Source organism: Micromonospora sp. WMMA1923 (assembly GCF_049179195.1).
Classification (GTDB): domain Bacteria; phylum Actinomycetota; class Actinomycetes; order Mycobacteriales; family Micromonosporaceae; genus Micromonospora; species Micromonospora yangpuensis.
The window spans coordinates 4453381-4473458 of the sequence record NZ_JBMHLZ010000001.1 but is presented as its reverse complement, the minus strand read 5'-3'; the positions used below and the strand labels follow the sequence as shown (position 1 = coordinate 4473458).

The window sequence follows — 20078 nt, the reverse complement described above, 5'->3', positions numbered from 1 at the left end:
TCCTCAACGGCTCGGTACGTCGTGCGGGTTTTCCTGCTCCTGCTGGCGCTGCTGCGGAGTGCGGGTCCGGTCGTCCGCCCCGGTGGTACGGGCTGGCTCGTCGGTGGCACCGGTCTGTCCGGTGGGGTGGTCGGTCTGTCCGGTGTCGGCACCGGTGTGCCGGGTGGGGTGACCGGCGCTGGTCGGCTCGGTGCCGAGCAGGTCGGTGAAGAGGGCCCGGTAGTGCACCACGGCCTGGCGCAGCTCCTCGGTGCTGGCCTCACCGCGCTCGTTGCGCTGGTGGATCTCGTGGGCGTCCCGGTAGTGGCCGAGCGTCCGGTTGTGCTCCACGGAGAGGTGGGCGACCTGGTCCGAGAAGTCACCGGTCGGGTAGCCACGTTCGGTGATGAGCCGGCTGACCAGTTCGTGCGCGTCGCCCACGGTGTCCTTGGGCGAGTCGACGAAACGGACCTGGAGTTCCTCCCAGGCCGCGGCGTAGCGGGCCCGGGACTCGGGGGCGAGCGGGGTGAGGGTGAGTTCGGCGTGGCGGCGCTCCCGGTCCCGCAGCTCACGCTCGGCAGCGCTGCGACTGTCCCGTTCCGCGATCACCCGGTCGTACTCCGGACCGAACCGCTGTTTGAGCGCGCGTCGTCGGCTGGCGACCACCACGACGGCGGCCACGGCCACGAGGGCCAGTACGACGAGCACCAACACGATTACCTGCGTGGGCGACATGGGCTCCTCCTTCGCCCCCTGGTATTCCCTGCTGGCGGTGGTCGTCAATCCCGATCCGGGGCACTTTCCTCGGAGCCCGCCGGAACTCGGGCAAAGCGCGTACCCGTAACCGGATCAACCGCGACCGGCGGGACGAACCTCCGATTCGGTGCGACCGGTCCTCGTCAGGGGCGATGCCGGGTCGATCCGGGGGTGCGACGGCAGGCAAGAGCGTTCGCCCGAAGCTCCGGGGCACTCGTCCCTGATTGTCCCTTGTCGACGGTCCCGCGTGGTAGCGGAGCGGGCAACAGCCGGTAGTGCATCGGCCGTGGATTACGTATCCTGCCCACGGTGCCCGTACCGGTGCCCCGGCACCGTGGCCGGGGTGAAACGCCCGAGGGGTGCTGCTGCTCCTTCCTGTCACCCTTCCGGGCGAGGTTGCGATGAACACGCGTGACTGGCCGATCCGCGGCAAGCTGGCCGCGCTGGTCGTCACCCCGGTGGCCGCGCTGGTGGCATTGTGGATCTTCGCGACCACGCTCACCGTGGGACCGGCCCGCGACCTGCTCGACGCGCAGACCCTGCTTGACGACTTCGGCCGTCCGGGTGAACAGGTGGTGGCCGAGCTGCAGAACGAACGCCGCCTGTCGATGATCTACCTGGCCGACGACGGCGGCTCGTCCGAACTGGACGAGCAGCGACGGCGTACCGACGCCGCCGTGGCCGAGCTGCGTCGACGGATCGACGGCGAGCCCCTGCGGGACGCCGCCAACGACCTGCTCGACAGCCGACTCGACGAGTTCGTCGGTACCCTGGACGCCCTGCCCGCCGGCCGCGGCTTCATCGACCGCCGCCAGGTGGACCGGATCGGCGCGCTCGGCCTCTACACCGGCATGGTCACCTCGGCCTTCCAGGGCTTCGCGGCCCTGGCCACCCTGCCGGACGCGGACCTCAACCGGCAGGTCGGTGCCCTCACCGACCTGGGGAGGTCCCGGGAACTGCTCGCCCAGGCCGACGCGCTGGTCGCCGGTGCGTCCACCGCCGGCCGGTACGCCGAGGGCGAGCACACCCGGCTCGTGCAGGTCATCGGCAACCAGCGTTTCCTGGTCGAGGGCGCGGTGGCCGAGCTGCCCCAGGCGGACCGGGCCAGCTACCGCCGGCTGACCGAGCAGGAGGCCTTCGTCCGGCTCCGGACCATGCAGGACGACCTCGTCGCCAGCCGAGCCCGCCCCCGGGTGGCCCTGGGCGAGTGGCGGTCCAGCCACGACGCCGTGCAGGAGGCCATGCGGGACTTCGAACTGGGGCAGGCCGACGCGCTGGCCGAGCGGACGGTGCCGGTCGCGGTCGGCGTCCTGGCCCGGCTCGGCGCGGCCGGGCTGCTCGGGCTGGTCGCCGTGCTGGTCGCCGTGCTGGTGGCGTTGCGGGTGGGGCGGTCCCTGGTGCACCGACTGACCTCCATCCGGGCCGCCGCCCAGGAGATGGCCGACCACCGGCTGCCCGACGTGCTGAGCCGGCTCCGCCGGGGCGAGGACGTCGACATCGCGCGCGAGGCCCCACCCCTGGAGTACGGCCGCGACGAGATCGGCGCGGTGGGTCGGGCCTTCAACGAGGTGGGCCGTACGGCGATCCAGGCGGCGGTGCACGAGGTTACCCTGCGGCGCGGTCTCAACGAGGTGTTCCTCAACATCGCCCGCCGCAGCCAGGGGCTGGTGCACCGGCAGTTGGCCGTGCTGGACCGGCTGGAACGGCGCGCCGAGGACCCGGACGAGCTGGCCGAGCTGTTCCGTGTCGACCACCTCGCCACCCGGCTGCGCCGGCACGCCGAGGACCTGGTCATCCTGGCCGGTGCGGCACCCGGTCGGGGCTGGCGGCACCCGGTCGCCGTGGTCGACCTGGTCCGGGGCGCCACCGGCGAGGTCGAGTCCTACGAGCGGGTCGACCTGACGACCCTGGCTCCGGCGGCCGCCCTCGGTCGGGCCGTCGGTGACGTGATCCACCTGCTTGCCGAGCTGATCGAGAACGCCACCGCCTTCTCCCCGCCGCACACCCGGGTCGAGGTCAGCGGCCGGCGGGGGCCCGACGGGTACACCGTCGAGATCGTCGACCGGGGGCTGGGGATGACTCCCGCCGCGGTCGAGGAGGCCAACCGCCGGTTGGTCGACCCGCCCGACTTCAACCCCGCCGAGAGCGCCCGACTCGGCCTCTTCGTGGTGGCCCGGCTTGCGGCGCGGCACGGCATCCGGGTCCGGCTGGACACCTCCGAGCACGCCGGGATCACCGCGACCGTGCTGATCCCGGCGGACCTGATCACCGACGAGCCGGCGGTGTCCGGGCCGTCGCAGGAGCGGATGGCCCGGGTGACCCGGCTGCCGGCCCAGCCCCGCCCCCGCGGCGGACGGATCACCCGGGAGAGACCTGCCGCGTCGACGCCGGTGGTTCCGCTCACCGCCGACCGGGTCGGCCCGGTCGACCTCAACCCGGACACCGAGGGCCTGCCCCGTCGGGTCCGCAGCCGTGGGCCGGCCATGCGTGGTCCGCGGCAACCGGTGGGGGACACCCCCAGCCCGCGGTCGCCGGAGGAGATGCGCCGGATCATGTCGGCCCTCCAGGCCGGTACCGCCCGGGGCCGCCAGATCGGCGCCGCCCAGGTCCGGCCGGTCGATCCGGCCGCGACTCCCGAACCCCCCACCACGACTGAGAGGGACGCCTAGTGGTGCAATCGACGAGGCAGAGTGCCGACCTGGACTGGCTGCTCGACGAGCTGGTGGAAAGGGTGCCGGCCGCCCGCCAGGCGGTGGTGCTGTCGGCGGACGGGTTGCTGCTCGGCTCCTCCGCCGGTCTGGACCGGGCCGACGCCGAGCATCTGTGCGCCATGGCGTCCGGCTTCTCCAGCCTGGCCAAGGGCGCGAGCCGGCAGCTCGACGCCGGACCGGTCCGGCAGACTGTGGTGGAGATGGAGTCGGCGTACCTTTTCGTCACCGCGGCCGGGCAGGGCGCGTGCCTCGCTGTGGCCAGCGACGCCGACGCCGACATCGGCCTGGTCGCGTACGAGATGGCGATGTTGGTGACCCGGGTCGGGGAGTACCTCAGCACGCCGCTTCGCCCGCCGGCGGGGACCACCGATGCGGACTGAGTCTCCTGGCCCCCAGCACGAGTGGCTGGACGACGATGCCGGTCCGGTCGTCCGCCCGTACACCCTGACCGGTGGTCGGGTCCGGCCGGCGGTCGAGGGGTTCGACCTGGTGGCGTTCGTGCTGGCCGATCCGGGCGCCGACCCGGACGGGCACCGTGGCCTGCATCCGGAGCACCGTCGGCTGATCGAGCTGGCCCGGCGACCGGTGCCGGTGGCGGAGCTGGCCGCCCGGCTCGATCTCGCGCTGGGCGTGGTCCGGGTGCTGCTCGGTGACCTGCTCGCCGGAGGGCTCGTCTCGGTGCACGAGCCGCCCCGGCGCACGTTCCTTCCCGACGACAACATTCTCAAGGCGGTGGTCAGTGGACTTCGCGCGCTCTGATCGAAACGGGCACCGGGTGCCACTGGCCCTGAAGATCCTCATCGCCGGCGGCTTCGGCGCCGGCAAGACGACGCTGGTGAGCGCGTTGAGTGAGGTTCGCCCGTTGCAGACCGAGGAGGTGCTCACCGGGGCCGGCATCGGCACCGACGACCTCTCCGGGGTGGAGACGAAGTCCACCACCACGGTGGCGATGGACTTCGGCCGGATCACCATCAACGAGGACCTGCAGGTGTACCTCTTCGGCACCCCCGGGCAGGACCGGTTCTGGTTCCTCTGGGACGAGTTGGCCTTCGGTGCGCTCGGCGCGGTGGTGCTCGCCGACACCCGCCGGCTGGCCGACTGCTTCCCGTCGATCGACTACTTCGAGCAGCGGGGCGTCCCGTTCGTCGTCGGGGTGAACTGTTTCGAGGGGTCGCGCCGGTTCAGCCTGGACTCGGTGCGCCAGGCGCTCGACCTCGACGAGGACGTCCCGCTGATGCTCTGCGACGCGCGGGACCGCCAGTCGGCGAAGCTGGTGCTGATCTCGCTGGTCGAGCACGTGGCCCGGCAGCGGGGTGAGCCGGTGCCGGTGGCCTGAACGGGCACCGGACCGGAAAGTCCGGGAAAGGTGGACTGATCCAGCGTCGTACCGGGCACCGTGATTGGATCTACTCGGGCCCCGGCGGAAGGTGGATCTGGTGACTGAACGGGACGAGATCGTCCACATCGGCGGCTACACGGCCCACGGTGGCGGGCGCAGCAGCGGCATCATGGCCGCCCGCCGGGATCCGGACACCGGGCAGCTCACCCCTCTGGGCACCGTGGCGGTCACCCCGTCGCCGTCCTTCCTCGTCCGGCACCCCCACCAACCCGTCCTGTACGCGGTGCACGAGCTGCCGGAGGGGGAGGTCAGCGCGTTCCGGGTCGGCCCCGACGGTGACCTGACCCCGCTGGGCGGGCGGCCGACCGGCGGTGCCGAGCCCTGTCACCTGGCCGTCGCCGCCGACGGTGGTCACCTCTTCGTCGCCAACTACGGCGGGGGCAGCGTCGCGGTCTTCCCGCTGGACGCGCAGGGCGCCCTCGGCGAGCGCGGTGACCTCGTCCGGCACGAGGGGCACGGCCCGGACCCGGAGCGGCAGGAGCAGGCCCACGCGCACATGGTCTCCCCGGACCCGGGTGCGGGGCCGCTGCTCGCCGTGGACCTCGGCACCGACTCGGTCTACCGGTACGATCTCGACACCGACTCGGGTCGGCTGGTGCCCCGGGGCCCCCGGACGCGGGTGCCGGCCGGTACCGGCCCCCGGCACCTGGCCCGGCATCCGGACGGGCGGCGCTGCTACCTCGTCGGTGAGCTGGACGCCACGGTCACCGCGTACGACCTGACCGCCGACGGCGGGCTGCACCAGCGGGCGCGGGTCGACGCCAGCGAGCGCCCCGGACCGGTCCAGCCCTCCGAGATCGCGGTCGGCCCGGACGGTCGTTTCCTGTACGTCGCCAACCGGGGGGTGGGCACCGTCTCGGTGTTCGCACTGGCCGCGCAGGCACCGGACCCGGCCGAGCCGGATCCGGCCGGGCTGGCCGAGCCCGACCCGGCGGAGGCATTGCGGCTGGTGGCCGAGGTGGAGACCGGTGGTGAGTGGCCCCGGCACTTCGCCTTCGCCGGGCCGCACCTCTACGTCGCCGACGAGCGCGCGGACATGATCCGGGTGTTCCGGATCGACGCGGCGACCGGGGTGCCGGCCGCGGTCGGCGAGCCGGTGGCGGTGCCGAGTCCCAGTTGCGTGCGCCCCTGACGCGCACCGCCGGCTGAGGCGGGTACCGGCCGCGCATCGGCGACCACTTCTTCACTCAGCGTCACCGATGGGCGGTCAACTGCTGATTCTGCGTAACTTTCGTCCGAACGGGCATGGCATTTGGCCTGCTAGATCCGCAAGATGGGGGACGTGTCAGGCCGCCATCGAATGCGCCCGGGTTCTCGTGGAGCAGGCGCCGTCGCTGCAGCGACGGCGCTTGTCGTCGTGGTGACCGGTTCCTGGTTCGGCTACCAGCAGCTGGCCCGGCCCGGCTGCTCGGGTCAGGTCGAGCTGGCCGTGGCGGCCACCCCGGAGGTGGCCCCGGCCGTCGAGGAGGCGGCCACCCGGTGGATGACCGACGGGGCCGCGGTCGGTGGCACCTGCATCGACGTGAAGGTCGCCGCCTCCGACCCGGCCGAGGTCGCCGCCGTGGTCGCCGGCAAACACGGCGCCACCCTCGCCGGGATCGGGCAGGCCAGCGGCACCGCCGTCGCGCCGGACGTCTGGGTGCCGGACTCCTCGACCTGGCTGCTGCTGTTGCGCAACGGCGGCGCCACCGCCTTCGCCCCGGAGAACGGGGCCTCCATCGCGCGCAGCCCGGTGGTGCTGGCCGTGCCGGAGCCGATCGCGACCGCCCGGCTCGGTTGGCCGGAGAAGAAGGTCACCTGGTCGGACCTGCTCGACCAGGTGACCAGCAGCAAGCCGCTGCGTACCGGGATCGTCGAGCCCACCCGGGACGCCGCCGGGCTGTCCGGGCTGCTCTCGCTGACCGCCGCCGCCGGTGCCTCCGGCGAGGACGCCAGGAACGCCACCACCGGTGCGTTGCGGGCGTTGGCCACCGGACGCTCGGCGCTACGCGCCGATCTGCTCGCCCGCTTCCCCCGGGCCACCGACCCGACCTCGGTGGCCAGCGGTCTCAGCGCCGCCGCGCTGTCCGAGGAGGACGTGATGGCGTACAACCGTGAGCAGCCGCCGGTGCCGCTGGCGGCGCTGTACCTGGAGCCGGCGCCGATGGCGCTGGACTACCCGTACGCGGTGCTGCCCGGCATCGAGCCGGCCAAGGCCGCCGCCGCGCGGGTGCTCTTCGAGGCGCTCACCACTGCCGACTTCCGGGACCGGCTGGCGCAGCAGTCGCTGCGCGGCCCGGACGGCACCTGGGGGGCGGGCTTCGAGGCGCCGGTGGGGGCGCCGAGCCCGGCGGGTGGTGCCGTCGGCCGGCCCGCCGCCGGTGGTGGCGCGGCCGGTGGCCTGGACCCGGCAGCGATCGAGAACGCGGTCACCGGCTGGTCGATCGCCACCCAGTCCGGTCGGATGCTCTGCGTCATCGACGTCTCCGGGTCGATGAAGAACGAGGTACCCAGCGCCAACAACGCCACCCGGGCACAGGTCACCGTGGAGGCGGCGCGCCGAGGTCTGGGACTGTTCGACGACTCCTGGTCGATCGGCCTGTGGACCTTCTCCACCAGGCTGGTCGGCGACCAGGACTGGAAGGAGCTGGTCGGGATCGGCCCGCTCGCCACCCAGCGGGGTCGCCTGGACCAGGGTCTCAGCACGATCACGCCGTCCAGCGGCGACACCGGCCTGTACGACACCCTGCTCGCCGCCTACCAGACGGTCCAGGGGGGCTGGGAGCCTGGGCGGGTCAACTCCGTGGTGCTCTTCACCGACGGCAAGAACGAGGACGCCGACGGTATCTCGCAGGCGAAGCTGCTCGCCGAGTTGAAGCGGCTCGCCGACCCCGAGCGCCCCGTCCAGGTGGTCGTGATCGGGATCGGCAGCGAGGTCAGTCGGACGGAGTTGGAGTCGATCACGAAGGTGACCGGTGGTGGCGCGTTCGTCACCGAGGATCCCACCAAGATCGGCGAGATCTTCCTGAAGGCGATCGCCCTCCGGCCGACCGCTCCCCGCTGATTCGCGGGACCTGGCGGCTCGGTGTGTCGAATCAACGGTACGAGGGGTCTGTCCCGGCTCCGCCGTCCGGTGGAAAAGTGACAGCAATGCGTCCGAAGCAATTGGTATTCATCATTGCCAGGGCAAGATGTCGGAGTGCCTCCGGCACGAGGTCCACGACGGGCCGTCGTCTCGCCGGAGCCGGCACCGAGAGACTGTGGGAGGACCGGTGGCCGCGGCGACGCTGTTGACCCCCGCCAGGACGTCGCCGAAGCCGGGCACCGGGCCGTCCCGGCCGGCCGCCCGCGCCGAACAACGGACGTACGTGCAGACCCTGATGGTGCTGGACACCAGCATCGTGGTGCTCGCCGTCCTGGCGGGTTACCTGACCCGGTTCGGTGACCGGGACCCGATCGGATCGCAGATCCCGTACGTCCTGGTGGCCCCCGGACTGGTGCTCGCCTGGCTGGTCTCACTCAAGGCGATGCGCTGCTACGACGACCGGGTGCTCGGTTACGGGGCGGACGAGTACCGCCGGGTCAGCACCGCCAGTCTGCGGTTGGCCGGCAGCGTCGCGATCCTCGGCTACATCTTCGACGTGGGGGTCTCCCGGGGCTTCCTCGCCATCTCCTTCGCCTTCGGCACCATCGGCCTGGAGGTGGCCCGGTACGCCGCCCGCAAGCACCTGCACCGGGCCCGGATCCGGGGGGCCGGCTGGTCCCGTCGGGTGCTGGTGGTGGGGGACACCGCCCACGTGCTGGAGCTGGTGCACACCCTGCGGCGGGAACCGTACGCCGGCTACCACGTGGTCGGGGCCTGCATCCCGGACGCCCTGCTGGCACCGGTGGCGCAGCGGCTCGGCGACGTACCGGTGGTGGGGTCGTTCCGGGGTATCCCGGAGGCCGCCGCGGCGATCGGGGCGGACACCGTCGCGGTCACCGCCTCCGGGGAGCTGACCGCTACCCGGTTGCGTCGCCTCGGTTGGCAGCTGGAGGGCACCGGGGTGGACCTGGTGCTCGCGCCGGCGCTCACCGACGTCGCGGGTCCGCGGATCCACACCCGGCCGGTCGCCGGTCTGCCGCTGATCCACGTCGAGGCGCCGGAGTTCCGGGGAGCCCGCAAACTGGTGAAGGGTTTCGTCGACCGGGCGGCCGCCTCGGTCGCGCTCACGCTGCTGCTGCCGCTGCTGGTGGTGATCGCGTTGGCGATCAAGCTGGACAGCCGGGGGCCGGTGCTGTTCCGGCAGGTCCGGGTGGGTCAGGGTGGCGAGGAGTTCGGCGTCTTCAAGTTCCGCACCATGGTCGTCGACGCCGACGCCCTGCTGGCCGAGCTGGCCGCCCGCAACGAGACCGACGGACTGCTGTTCAAGATGCGCGACGACCCGCGGGTGACCCGGGTCGGGCGGCTGCTGCGCAAGTGGTCCCTGGACGAGCTGCCCCAACTGGCGAACGTGCTGTTCGGGCAGATGAGCCTGGTCGGCCCCCGGCCGCCGCTGCCCTCCGAGGTGGCCCGCTACGACGGCGACGTCGCCCGCCGGCTGCTGGTCAAGCCGGGCATGACCGGGCTCTGGCAGGTCAGCGGACGCTCCGACCTGAGCTGGGAGGACGGCATCCGGCTCGACCTCTACTACGTGGAGAACTGGTCGCTCGCCGCCGACCTGACCATCCTGTGGAAGACCGTCGGCGCGGTGCTCAACGGTCGGGGAGCGTACTGACCCGGCCACCGGAGGGCTGGGGGCCGGTCCAGTCCAGGCAGACCACCACGGCGTCGTCGATCAGGTCACCGGCGACGAACGCCCGCAGGTCGCCGATGAGCGAGCGGACCGCGTCCAGCGGTGCCAACGGCCCGGTACGGCGCAGGAAGCGCTCCAGCGCCGTGTCGCCGTACCGGACGTCGCGCCCGACGGCGTCGACGACCCCGTCGCTGACCACGAAGAGCCGGTCGCCGGGCCGCAGGTCGAACCGCTGCTCCCGGTAGTCGGTGCCCTCGAACATGCCGAGCGGGAACTGCGCCTCGATCGGCAGGTCGTGCACGTCGTCGTCGCGCAGCAGCACCAGCCGGGGAGAGCCGGCGTCGACGACGGTCAGCACGCCGGAGCGCAGCTCCACCTCCATCAGCAGGGTGGAGAGGTGCTGCTCGCCCTGGTGCAGGGCGTAGACCGCCTGGTCGGCCAGGGCGGCCTGGTCGGCCAGGCTCAGCCCGGCCCGGCGGGCGTTCCGCAACGCGTAGGTGGCCAGCGAGGTGAGCAGGGCGGCGGCGACCCCCTCGCCGGTGCCGTTGATCGTCGCGAGCCACAACCGGTCGCCGTCGTCGGACCAGTCGAAGCTGTCACCCCGCACCGCGTACGCCGGCTCCAACTGCCCGGCCAGGCTGAACGAGGGGCGGACCCGGCTGCGGGCGGGCAGCAGCTCCCACTGCATCTCGGCGGCGAGAGTGAGCCGACGGCTGCGTCGGGCCGCCCGGTACACGTCGGTACCGGCCGAGACGGCGGTCAGCTCGTGGCCGAGGGCGGTGGCGATGCCGGCGAGCGCCTCGACGGTGTCCGGGTCGGCGGGCACCGGGGCGATCCGGAGCACCCCGCGCCGCTCACCCCGCATGCCGACCGGGAACCAGCCGACCTGCTGGACCAGGATCGGCTCCTGATGGTCGAAGCAGCGCCAGGCGGGGTGACCCGGGCTGGTCAGCGGCGCACCCTCGCCCAGCGGCAGCAACTCGGCGAGGCGGTAGTCGACCTGGTAGAGCTCGACCGAGGTGATCCCGTACGCGGTGGCCAGCTCGGCACCGAGCCGGTCGAGCAGGAGATCGGCCGGTGCCTCGATCAGGCTCCGCCGGGCCCGGTCCTCCGCTGCGCTCATGCTCGACCTCTCTCAACTGGCTGTTCACCAGGGGCCACGGGGTAATGTCGTGCCCAACATGGCCGAGAATCGTGGTCCGCTCGGACCTGAGACGAGTATGGCTGCCGCGTTGGACGACGCGGCAGGCACCCTGCTGGCCGTCTGGGAGGCGGCCCTGCAGCGACCGGTCGCTCGGCTGTCCAGCGCTCAGCTGCGCGCCGTGATGGTGGTGGAGCAGCACGACGGGATCAACCTCCGCCGGCTCGCCAGTGAGTTGCAGATGCTCCTGTCCTCGGCGAGCCGGCTCTGTGACCGGCTGGAGGCCGCCGGCATGCTGGAGCGGGAGCCCGGTCGTTCCGACCGACGGGAGATCTCGCTGCACCTGACCCGGGAGGCCCGCCGGCTCCTGGACGAACTGCAGGCGGATCGTCGGCAGCGGCTGGCCGAGGTGCTGGCCCGGATGAGCCCGGCGGGCCGGCAGGCGTTGCTGCGCGGCATGGTGGAGTTCGACCAGGTCAGCCGGGACCCCTCGGCGGACAGCGGCGCCGGGCCCGACCGAGGCCCGGACGACGACCCGCAGGAGCCGACGGCGACCGGACAGACCCACGAGCGGGACCGCCCGGCCGGCGACGAGCCCCCGTCGGGGCGGTTGTCGCGGGAGATCCGCCCGGACCGGTGGCGGGCCGGCGACGATTCACCACCCTGGCCGTCGTTGGTCGCCGATCCCACGGCCCCGGACGGTCCACCGGTCGCCCGCTCGGCCTGACCCGACCCGGCCGGGGCGCCGGCCGCCCGGTGGCCAGCGCCGGCCGCGGGCTCAACCGGACCGGGCGACCGCGGCGCGGGTCAGCCGTAGGTAGTGCCGGGCCTGCGGGTGCTCGGCCAGGACGGTGGCACAGCTGGTCAGCACGGTGTCCAGCAGTGGGCGTTTGTCTCCGCGGCCGGCCAACGCCGCGTCCTGCCAGGTCACGAAGTCGACAAGCAGTTGTGGATCATCCACCCGGATGGCGGCGGCCAACGCGTCCACCAGGTGGGCCACCGCGTTCGCCACCTCCTCGGCCCGGTCCTCGGGCGGGTCGACGGTCCGGACGGTGAGCTGTACGACCTCCCGGCGGCGGCGCAGCACCGCGACGTACTCGTCCGCGCCGGGTGGCGGCACCGGGCCGGCGCCGAAGCCGGGATGCCCGTGCCGCACCAGCAGTCTGGCGGCGTCCCGGGCCGATCCGCCCCAGGCCGTCGCGCCCACCGCCGTGGCCCACCGTCCGTCCGGACCGAAGCCGGGACCACCGGCGATGACCGGCATCCCGGCCGAGCGGCAGGCTTCGATCATCCGGGCGGCCCGGATCAGCCGGTTGGGCTGCACACAGCTCAACAGCACCGCGTCCGGCCCGCTCTGGTGCAGGTAGGAGACGAGATGTCGGGCCGGCACGCTGGCGCCGAGGAAGGTCACCCGCCAACCCTCGGCCCGGACCACCTCGGCGACGATCCGGGCGGCCAACGCGTGCCACTCGCCCTCGACACAGGCCACCACCGCGTGCCCGGCCTTCGGCGGTACGGACGTCCGGGCGGCCACCGCGGCCACCACCAACTCGCTGACGTGCGTCGCCGCGTGTTCCTCGGCGACGCTCCACTGCCCGGTCAACCACCGTCGGCCGATCTCCCGTTGGCCGAGGGCGACCACGTCCACCAGCACGTCGGCGACCGACCAGCCGGCGTCGAGCAACCCGGCGACCAGGCGGACCGCCGCCGGGGCGTCGACCCGCTCCAGGCAGTCGAGGTACGCCCGCACCTCGGCGTCGCTCACTCCGTCGTTCCGGGCCGGCGGGACGAGCAGCTCTCCGTCGTTCCGCTCCGGCGGGACGAGCAGCTCTCCGGGTCCGTGCCGATGGCCAGCATGGCGATGTCGTCGTGGCTCTGCCCGTCCAGCCACTCGTCGACCAGTTGCAGCAGCCGGTCGACCACCGCCGCCGGGGGCAGCCCGGCCCCGGCGGCCAGCGCCCGGTGCAACCGGTGCTCGCCGAACATCTCCAGGTCCTGCGGGCCACCCCGGGCCTCGGTGATCCCGTCGGTGTGCGCCAGCAGCAGCTCACCCGGGGCGAGTCGGATCTCGACCTCGGCGAACCGGGCGTCGGCCAGGGCACCGATCGGCATCCCACCGACCCGGACCGGGGTGACCGTGCCGTCGGCACGCAGCACCAGCGGCGCGGGGTGCCCGCCGCCGGCGATCCGCAGCCGCAGGCCGCCGTCGGGCTGGTGGGTCATCGAGCCCAGCAGCAGCGTGGTGAACTGGCTGCGCCGGGCGGCGTCGGGCGTGTCGAAGAGTGCCCGGTTGAGCAGCTCGATCAGGGCCAGCGGGCGGTGCTCGACCAGCCTCAGGGTCTGCAACGACTGGCGTACCCGGCCGGTGAGCACCGCCGCGCCGACGCCCTTGCCGCAGACGTCGCCGAGCGCGAACATGCCGCCGTCGCCGGTGCGGAACACGTCGTAGAAGTCGCCACCGATGCGCAGGCTGTCCCCGGCCGCCCGGTAACCGCCGGCCAGCGAGATGCCGGGCACCCGGGGCAGGTCCGGGGGGAGCAGGCTGTTCTGCAGCACCCGGGCCAGGTGGGTCTGCTCGCCGTACAGGTCGGCGGTGGCCAGGGCTGCTCCGGCGCGGGCGGCGAACTCACGGGCCAGGTCGATGTCCCGGGTGTCGAAACCGGCCCGACCGGCGCGACGCACCAGCACCAGCGCGCCGGCCGGACCGCCGGCGCCCATCATCGGGCTGACCAGCACGGTGCCGGGCCGGCCGAAGGTGGCCGGCAGCAGAGCGGCCAGGTCCGCCAGCTCGGCGTCCAGCCAGGGGCTCGGATCTCCCGCGTCACCGTCGAGTGCCGCGGCGAGTCCGGGCACCGCCCCGGTGAGCTGCCACGAGCCGGTCCCGCTGCCCGGGGTGGGGTCGCCGTCGGCGTACCGGACCCAGTGCGGGGCGTGCTCGGCCGGCGGGGGCGGCAGGTGGACGGCGATCGCCGCGTCGGCGAGGTACGGCACCGGCAGGGTCACGGTGGTGCGCAGCGTCTGGTCCCGGTGCAGCGACACGCCGAGTCGGCTGCCGGCCTGGGCGAGGAAGGCGGTGCGGGAGCGCTCCGCCAGCAGGGCGTCGGTCCGGGCGTGTTCCTCGGTGACGTCCCGCACGTACCAGGCGTACCCGCCGCCGGCCAACGGTCGTCTGGTGCCGCGCAGCCGACGGTCGTGGTGCTCGGTGTCGAAACTGTCGGCACCTGCGGCGACCGCCCGGGCGAGCGTCGGGACCGGGCAACCGGCCAGGTCGGCGCCGGGGGACACCTCCGGGAGCAACTCGGCCGCCATCGCGTTGACCAGGGTGACCTTCCCGGCCCCGTCGGTGGTCACGACCGCCTCGGCGAGCCCGTCCAGCAACTCCCGGGCAAGCCGGTCGTCGGTGGGGATGCGGGTCTCGTCGGCTGTTCGCGGGGTACGGCGGGAGACCTGTCCGGCGCCACTGACCGGGCCGGCGAGACCGCCCCGGCGGAGCGTCGTCACCGGTGGTCGCCGGGCGCTACGGTCGGTTGACCTGTGCGCATGCTGGTACCGCACTCCCTAGGACGGCGGATCGTTGCCTTTCGGCAAGAGTACCGAGGTGGAGCTGGGATCGCCCATCCAGGAAGTGCGTCGACCGGCCAGCCAACCGATGGGCTCGGCGATGATCTGCCGGACCACCGACCCGGCCCCGCCGACCACGGCGGCCTCCGGGCCGAGGGTGGCCGGGCGGACGGTCACCGGCGACCAGGCGGCGGTGAGCACCCGGCGGGAGATCTCGGCCAGCACCGGTGGCCGGAGCCAGGGGGTCAGCGGGGCGTATCCGCCGCCGAGGACCACGGTGTCCAGGTCCAGCAGGTTCACCACGGCGGCGATCGCCACCCCGAGCGCGGTGCCGGCGTCGTGCAGGGCCCGCAGCGCGGTGGGTTCCCCGGCCGCGGCGAGGTCGGTCAGCCGGGTCGCCGCGGTGTCCGCCGGCAGGTCCGCCCCGGTCAGGCCGGCGGCGGCCAGCACCGCCTCCTGTCCGGCGTACTGCTCCAGGCAGCCCTGGCCGCCGCACCGGCACGGTCGACCCTCGGGGTCGACCGGGATGTGGCCGATCTCGCCGCTCCAGCCGCGGGCGCCGCGGAACAGCGCGTCGTCGAGCACGATGCCGGCACCGATGCCCACCTCGCCGGAGATGTGCAGGAAGCTGTGCGGTCCGGCCGTCCCGGCGTGCAGTTCGCCGAGCGCCGCGAGGTTGGCCTCGTTGTCGACCACCAGCGCCGGCACCCCGGCGACCGGTCTGATCGGGGGCAGGTGCCGGCGCAGCAGGGCCGGTACGTCCACCTCCCGCCAGCCCAGGTTCGGCGCGAGCCGGACCAGTCCGCCGTCGCCTACCAGTCCGGGCACGCCGAGGGCCGTACCGGCCAGGGTGAGGCCCTGCCGGCGGGCGTCGGCGCGGGCCCGGCCGGCCAGCTCACCCAGTTGGGCGAGCGCGTCGGCGGGGGAGACCGGACGCAGGTCGGCCCGGCGCACGGTGTGGTGCCGGACGGAACCGGCGAGGTCGACCACGCAGGCGGCCAGGTAGTCGACGTTGACCTCCAGGCCGAGACCGGCCGGGCCGTCGTCGGCGAGCACCAGGCCCCGGGCGGGCCGTCCGGCGCCGGTACGCGGTGCCGGGGCCGCCTCGGTGACCAACCGGCCGCCGATCAGGTCGTCGACCACGGCCGAGACGGTGGCCCGGGTCAACCCGGTGTCGGCGGCCAGATCGGCGCGCGACGGTGGCCGGTCGGCGGCGGCGGCGATCCGGCGCAGCACCACGGCGAGGTTGAGTTCCCGGAGGCTGCCCTGGCGGACCGCGCCGGCCGGGCTGCTGGCTCGACTCACCTCTTGACACTGCCACAGCGCCGCCAAATAATTCAATCACTGAACAAATAACGTACGACGACACCGGAGGTCCGGCATGGCACCCCGTCCCACTCCCGCCGACAAGTTCTCCTTCGGCCTCTGGACGGTGGGCTGGACGGCCCGCGACCCGTTCGGCGACGCCACCCGCGAAGAGCTGGACGCGGTCGAGGCGGTGCACCGGCTCGCCGAGCTCGGCGCGTACGGGATCACCTTCCACGACGACGACCTGATCCCGTTCGGGGTCGACGCCGCCACCCGGGACCAGCACATCGCCCGGTTCCGCAAGGCCCTCGACGAGACCGGCCTGGTGGTGCCGATGGTCACCACCAACCTGTTCACCCACCCGGTCTTCAAGGACGGCGGCTTCACCAGCAACGACCGGGACATCCGCCGGTACGCCCTGCGCAAGGTGCTGCGCAACGTCGACCTCGCCGCCGAGCTGGGCGCGAAGACGTTCGTCATGTGGGGCGGCCGGGAGGGCTCCGAGTACGACGTGGCCAAGGACGTGCAGGCCGCGCTGGAGCGCTACCGCGAGGGCGTCAACCTGCTCACCCAGTACGTCGTCGACCGCGGCTACGACCTGCGCTTCGCCATCGAGCCCAAGCCCAACGAGCCGCGCGGCGACATCCTTCTGCCCACCGTCGGGCACGCGCTCGCCTTCATCTCCACCCTGGAGCACTCGGAGCTGGTCGGCCTCAACCCCGAGGTGGGCCACGAGCAGATGGCCGGGCTCAACTACGCCCACGGCATCGCCCAGGCGCTCTGGCAGGGCAAGCTGTTCCACCTCGACCTCAACGGCCAGCGTGGCATCAAGTACGACCAGGACCTGGTCTTCGGCCACGGTGACCTGATCAACGCGTTCGCCCTGGTCGACCTGCTGGAGCACGGCGGCCCGGAGGGCGCGCCCGCCTACACCGGCCCCCGGCACTTCGACTACAAGCCGTCGCGGACCGAGGACATCGCCGGCGTGTGGGCCTCGGCGGAGGCGAACATGCGGATGTACCTGCTGCTCAAGGAGCGCGCGGCGGCCTTCCGGGCGGACCCGGAGGTGGCCGAGGCGCTGGCCGCCAGCAAGGTCGCCGAGCTGGCCCAGCCGACGCTGAACCCCGGCGAGACCTACACCGAGCTGCTCGCCGACACCTCCGCGTTCGAGACCTTCGACGTGGACGCGACCGCGGCGAAGGGCTTCGGTTTCGTCCGGCTCAACCAGCTCGCCGTCGAGCACCTGCTCGGCGCGCGCTGAGGTAGGCCGGGATGGCGCTGGTCGCCGGGGTGGACTCGTCCACCCAGTCCTGCAAGGTGGTGATCCGGGACGCGGAGACCGGAACCCTGGTACGCCAGGGCCGGGCTCCGCACCCGGACGGCACCGAGGTCGATCCCCGGGCCTGGTGGCAGGCCCTGGAGACGGCGGTCGACGCCGCCGGTGGGCTGGCCGACGTGGCGGCCGTCTCCGTCGCCGGGCAGCAGCACGGCATGGTCTGCCTGGACTCCGCCGGGGAGGTGGTCCGGCCGGCGCTGCTCTGGAACGACACCCGCTCGGCCGGTGCCGCCGCCGAGCTGGTCGCCGAGGCCGGCGAGGGGGAGGCCGGCCGCCGGTTCTGGGCCGACGCGGTCGGCTCCGTCCCGGTGGCCAGCTTCACCGTCACCAAGCTGCGCTGGCTGGCCCGTCACGAGCCGGCGAACGCCGCCCGCGTCGCCGGGGTCTGCCTGCCACACGACTGGCTTACCTGGCGGTTGGGCGGGGCCGCCGACCTGGCGTCGTTGCGTACCGACCGCAGCGACGCCAGCGGCACCGGATACTGGTCCACCCCGACCGGCCGGTACCGTCCCGACCTGCTGGAACAGGCCCTCGGTCAACGGCCCCGGGTGCCGGAGGTGCTCGGCGCGGCCGAGTCCGCCGGCACCCTGGCCGGTGCCGCGCTGCCCGGCGGCGCGTCCTCGGGCGGGGCCCTGCTCGGCGCCGGGGCGGGCGACAACGCCGCCGCCGCGCTGGGCGTCGGCGCCCGACCCGGTGACGTCGTCGTCTCGATCGGCACCTCCGGCACCGTGTTCAGCGTCGCCGACACCCCGGCGGCCGACCCGGCCGGCGAGGTCGCCGGCTTCGCCGACGCCACCGGTCGGTTCCTGCCCCTGGTCTGCACGCTCAACGCCGCCCGGGTGCTCGACGCCGCCGCCGGAATGCTCCGGGTCACCCTGGACGAGCTGGCCGACCTGGCGCTGGCCGGGCCGCCCGGGGCGGACGGGCTGGTCATGGTCCCCTACCTGGAGGGCGAACGGACCCCGAACCGGCCGGACGCCACCGGAGCCGTGCACGGGCTGACCCTGCGTACCTCCACCGCCGCCCACCTGGCCCGGGCCGCCGTCGAGGGCATGCTCTGCGCGCTCGCCGACGGCCTCGACGCGCTGCGCGCGCAGGGCGCCCGGGTCGAGCGGGTGCTGCTGGTCGGTGGCGGCGCCCGGTCGGCGGCGGTCCGCCGGATCGCCCCGCAGGTCTTCGGCTGCCCGGTCGTCGTCCCGCCACCCGGCGAGTACGTCGCCGACGGGGCCGCGCGCCAGGCCGCCTGGGTCGCCCTCGGTGGGGCGACGCCGCCGACCTGGCCACTGGCCGGCACCGAGGAGTACGCCGCCGACGGCGTCCCCGCGATCCGGCACCGGTACCAGCAGGCCCGGGACCTGGTGACCGACCGACTCACCGGCTGAGCCCCCTCGGCTGAGCCTGTCCGGATCCCCGCCACCGTCGGGGATCCGGACGGCCGGGCCGGCTACCGTCCGGGGCTCCGGGTGGCCGGGCCGGTTACCGTCCGGGGCTCCGGGTGGCCGGGCCGGCTACCGTTCGGGGCTCCGGGCGGCCGGGCCGGCTATCGTTCGGGGCTCCGGGTGGCCGGGCCGGCTACCGTCCGGGGCTCCGGGCGGCCGGGACGCCCGTCCGCCTGATCCTCGGTGGGCCGCCGGGCATACCGATCCGTCGTCGTGATCTGCTGCTCATGGCGTGGCGGACGGGACGAGGGCGGGAGACGGAGTGCGCAACGCGTGGGGTGGCACGGCGGCGCACCGGCTCTACAGCGTCGTGGTCTTCGTCATCCTCGCCTCGCTGGACAACGTGGCGATCGGCCTGGTGCCGCCGCTGTACGGACCGATCGCCGCCGACCTCGACGTACCCCAGCGCATGATCGGGCTGGTCACGGCGGCGACCTTCCTGGTCAGCGCGGTGGCCGCGGTGATCTGGGCGTACGTCGGCGACCGGCGCGACCGCAAACCGCTGCTGATGGTGGGCACCCTGCTCTGGGCGGCCGGCACCGGCGGCAGCGCGCTCGCCACGTCGTACCCCGGTTTCCTGGCCGCGCAACTGCTCGCGGCCGTCGGGCTCGGCGCGGTCGGCTCGGTGGGGTTCTCGGTGGTCACCGACCTGATCTCGCCGCGCCGCCGGGGCCTGGTGATGAGCTTCTGGGGGCTGTCCCAGGGGGTCGGCACCCTGGCCGGGACGCTCACCGGCGGGATTCTCGGCGCGGTCGACTGGCGGCGGCCGTTCCTCGTGCTCAGCGTGGTCGGGCTGGCCGCCACGGCGGCGTACCTGTTCACCTTCGACGTGCGGCGGGGGCAGAGCGAGCCGGAGCTGGTCGACGCGCTCGCCGCCGGCGGTGACTACGACTACCGGATCACCCGGGCCGACCTGCCCCGGATCCTGGCCCGCCGGACCAACCACTGGCTGATCCTGCAGGGGTTGACCGCGCAGGCGGCCTTCGGCTCGCTGGTCTGGCTGCCGGTGCTCTTCGCCGAGCGCGCCCAGCAGCAGGGCTACACGGCCGCCACGGCGGTGGTGGTGGGCAGCGTCTTCGCCACCCTCTTCCAGCTCGGCGGGGTGTTCTCCATCGTGGGCGGACTGATCGGCGACTGGTTGCAGCGGCGTACCGCCCGGGGCCGGGCGCTGGTCGCGGCGGTGGGCATCCTCGCGGCCGTACCGTTCTACCTGGTGCTCTTCTTCGTGCCGATCAGCATCCAGGTGCCCGACGGGGCGGGGGCCGGCACGGTGGTACGGGCCGTGCTCGGCAGCGTGTTCACCGAGCCGACCGTCGGGTTCAGCCTGCTCACCGCGATCGTGGCGCTGGCGTTGACCTCGGCGAACTCGCCGAACTGGTTCGCCCTGATCGCCGACGTCAACCCGCCGGAGCACCGGGGCACCGTGTACAGCCTCGGCAACCTGGTGAACGGGGTGGGGCGGGCGGCCGGCAACGGGCTGGTCGGGGTGGCCTTCCACGGGCTCCGGGCGGCCTTCCCGCCGCCGCTGAACTACGCCGTCGGGCTGGCCGCCTTCCAGCTCTTCTTCGTGCCCACCGGCATCATGTACTGGCTCGCCTCCCGCACCAGCCCCCGCGACATCGAGCAGGTGCAGGCCCTCCTCCACACCCGCGCCGACCACCTCCGCTAAGGACTCCGTTATCCGGTAAGGAAGG

16 protein-coding genes are annotated in these 20078 nt (G+C 73.7%); 11 read left to right on the top strand and 5 right to left on the bottom strand.

Annotation, left to right across the window (positions count from 1 at the left end):
• Nucleotides 1–3: 3 nt before the first annotated feature.
• Nucleotides 4–714: a hypothetical protein gene (locus ACN28G_RS20240; RefSeq protein WP_229688520.1), complete on the bottom strand. Its 711-nt coding sequence runs from the start codon at nt 712–714 to the stop codon at nt 4–6.
• 422 nt (nt 715–1136) lie between these two features.
• Between ACN28G_RS20240 and ACN28G_RS20235 the strand changes: the two genes are divergently transcribed.
• The 7 genes from ACN28G_RS20235 (at nt 1137) to ACN28G_RS20205 (ending at nt 9581) form a co-directional block, all read left to right on the top strand.
• Complete coding sequence (locus ACN28G_RS20235; protein WP_421480125.1) at nt 1137–3404, top strand: nitrate- and nitrite sensing domain-containing protein; 2268 nt, start codon at nt 1137–1139, stop codon at nt 3402–3404.
• Nucleotides 3404–3826 (top strand): roadblock/LC7 domain-containing protein, encoded by a 423-nt coding sequence (locus ACN28G_RS20230; RefSeq protein WP_091442875.1) that lies wholly within the window; start codon nt 3404–3406, stop codon nt 3824–3826. Before ACN28G_RS20235 ends, ACN28G_RS20230 begins: the two co-directional genes overlap by 1 nt.
• Nucleotides 3816–4205, top strand: a complete 390-nt coding sequence (locus tag ACN28G_RS20225) for a DUF742 domain-containing protein (protein WP_091442872.1) — start codon at nt 3816–3818, stop codon at nt 4203–4205. Before ACN28G_RS20230 ends, ACN28G_RS20225 begins: the two co-directional genes overlap by 11 nt.
• Nucleotides 4186–4782 carry a GTP-binding protein gene (locus ACN28G_RS20220; protein WP_091442868.1) on the top strand — a complete coding sequence of 199 codons (597 nt, stop codon included), beginning with the start codon at nt 4186–4188 and terminating at the stop codon, nt 4780–4782. The genes ACN28G_RS20225 and ACN28G_RS20220 overlap by 20 nt, the downstream gene beginning before the upstream one ends.
• Before the next feature lie 100 nt (nt 4783–4882).
• Nucleotides 4883–5977 (top strand): lactonase family protein, encoded by a 1095-nt coding sequence (locus ACN28G_RS20215; RefSeq protein ID WP_229688519.1) that lies wholly within the window; start codon nt 4883–4885, stop codon nt 5975–5977.
• Between the two features lie 168 nt (nt 5978–6145).
• Complete coding sequence (locus ACN28G_RS20210; protein WP_091442858.1) at nt 6146–7888, top strand: substrate-binding domain-containing protein; 1743 nt, start codon at nt 6146–6148, stop codon at nt 7886–7888.
• Between the two features lie 208 nt (nt 7889–8096).
• Nucleotides 8097–9581, top strand: coding sequence for a sugar transferase (locus ACN28G_RS20205; RefSeq protein WP_091442853.1), 1485 nt, complete (start codon nt 8097–8099; stop codon nt 9579–9581).
• Here the strand turns inward: ACN28G_RS20205 and ACN28G_RS20200 are convergent.
• Entirely contained in the window at nt 9559–10722 is a 1164-nt protein-coding gene (locus ACN28G_RS20200; RefSeq protein ID WP_091442850.1) for a PP2C family protein-serine/threonine phosphatase, read from the bottom strand. The genes ACN28G_RS20205 and ACN28G_RS20200 overlap by 23 nt on opposite strands.
• Nucleotides 10723–10831: 109 nt before the next feature.
• On the opposite strand from ACN28G_RS20200, the gene ACN28G_RS20195 reads away from it, so the two are divergent.
• Nucleotides 10832–11467: a MarR family transcriptional regulator gene (locus ACN28G_RS20195; protein WP_229688518.1), complete on the top strand. Its 636-nt coding sequence runs from the start codon at nt 10832–10834 to the stop codon at nt 11465–11467.
• 51 nt (nt 11468–11518) lie between these two features.
• On the opposite strand, the gene ACN28G_RS20190 is transcribed toward ACN28G_RS20195, so the two are convergent.
• From ACN28G_RS20190 to ACN28G_RS20180, 3 genes are read right to left on the bottom strand one after another with little or no spacing between them, the layout of a single operon-like run.
• Nucleotides 11519–12505 (bottom strand): cobalamin B12-binding domain-containing protein, encoded by a 987-nt coding sequence (locus tag ACN28G_RS20190; protein ID WP_421480124.1) that lies wholly within the window; start codon nt 12503–12505, stop codon nt 11519–11521.
• Entirely contained in the window at nt 12502–14241 is a 1740-nt protein-coding gene (locus tag ACN28G_RS20185; protein WP_421480123.1) for a SpoIIE family protein phosphatase, read from the bottom strand. The genes ACN28G_RS20190 and ACN28G_RS20185 overlap by 4 nt, the downstream gene beginning before the upstream one ends.
• Nucleotides 14242–14298: 57 nt before the next feature.
• Complete coding sequence (locus tag ACN28G_RS20180) at nt 14299–15606, bottom strand: ROK family protein (RefSeq protein WP_421480122.1); 1308 nt, start codon at nt 15604–15606, stop codon at nt 14299–14301.
• 76 nt (nt 15607–15682) lie between these two features.
• On the opposite strand from ACN28G_RS20180, the gene xylA reads away from it, so the two are divergent.
• From xylA to ACN28G_RS20165, 3 genes are all read left to right on the top strand, one after another.
• A complete protein-coding gene (gene xylA, locus ACN28G_RS20175) occupies nt 15683–16870 on the top strand; it encodes a xylose isomerase (RefSeq protein ID WP_421480121.1) in 1188 nt (395 codons plus the stop codon).
• An 11-nt stretch (nt 16871–16881) separates the two neighbouring features.
• On the top strand, nt 16882–18327 hold the full coding sequence (gene xylB, locus ACN28G_RS20170) for a xylulokinase (protein ID WP_091442839.1): 1446 nt from the start codon (nt 16882–16884) through the stop codon (nt 18325–18327).
• 289 nt (nt 18328–18616) lie between these two features.
• Nucleotides 18617–20053, top strand: coding sequence for an MFS transporter (locus tag ACN28G_RS20165; protein WP_421480120.1), 1437 nt, complete (start codon nt 18617–18619; stop codon nt 20051–20053).
• Nucleotides 20054–20078 lie beyond the last annotated feature (25 nt).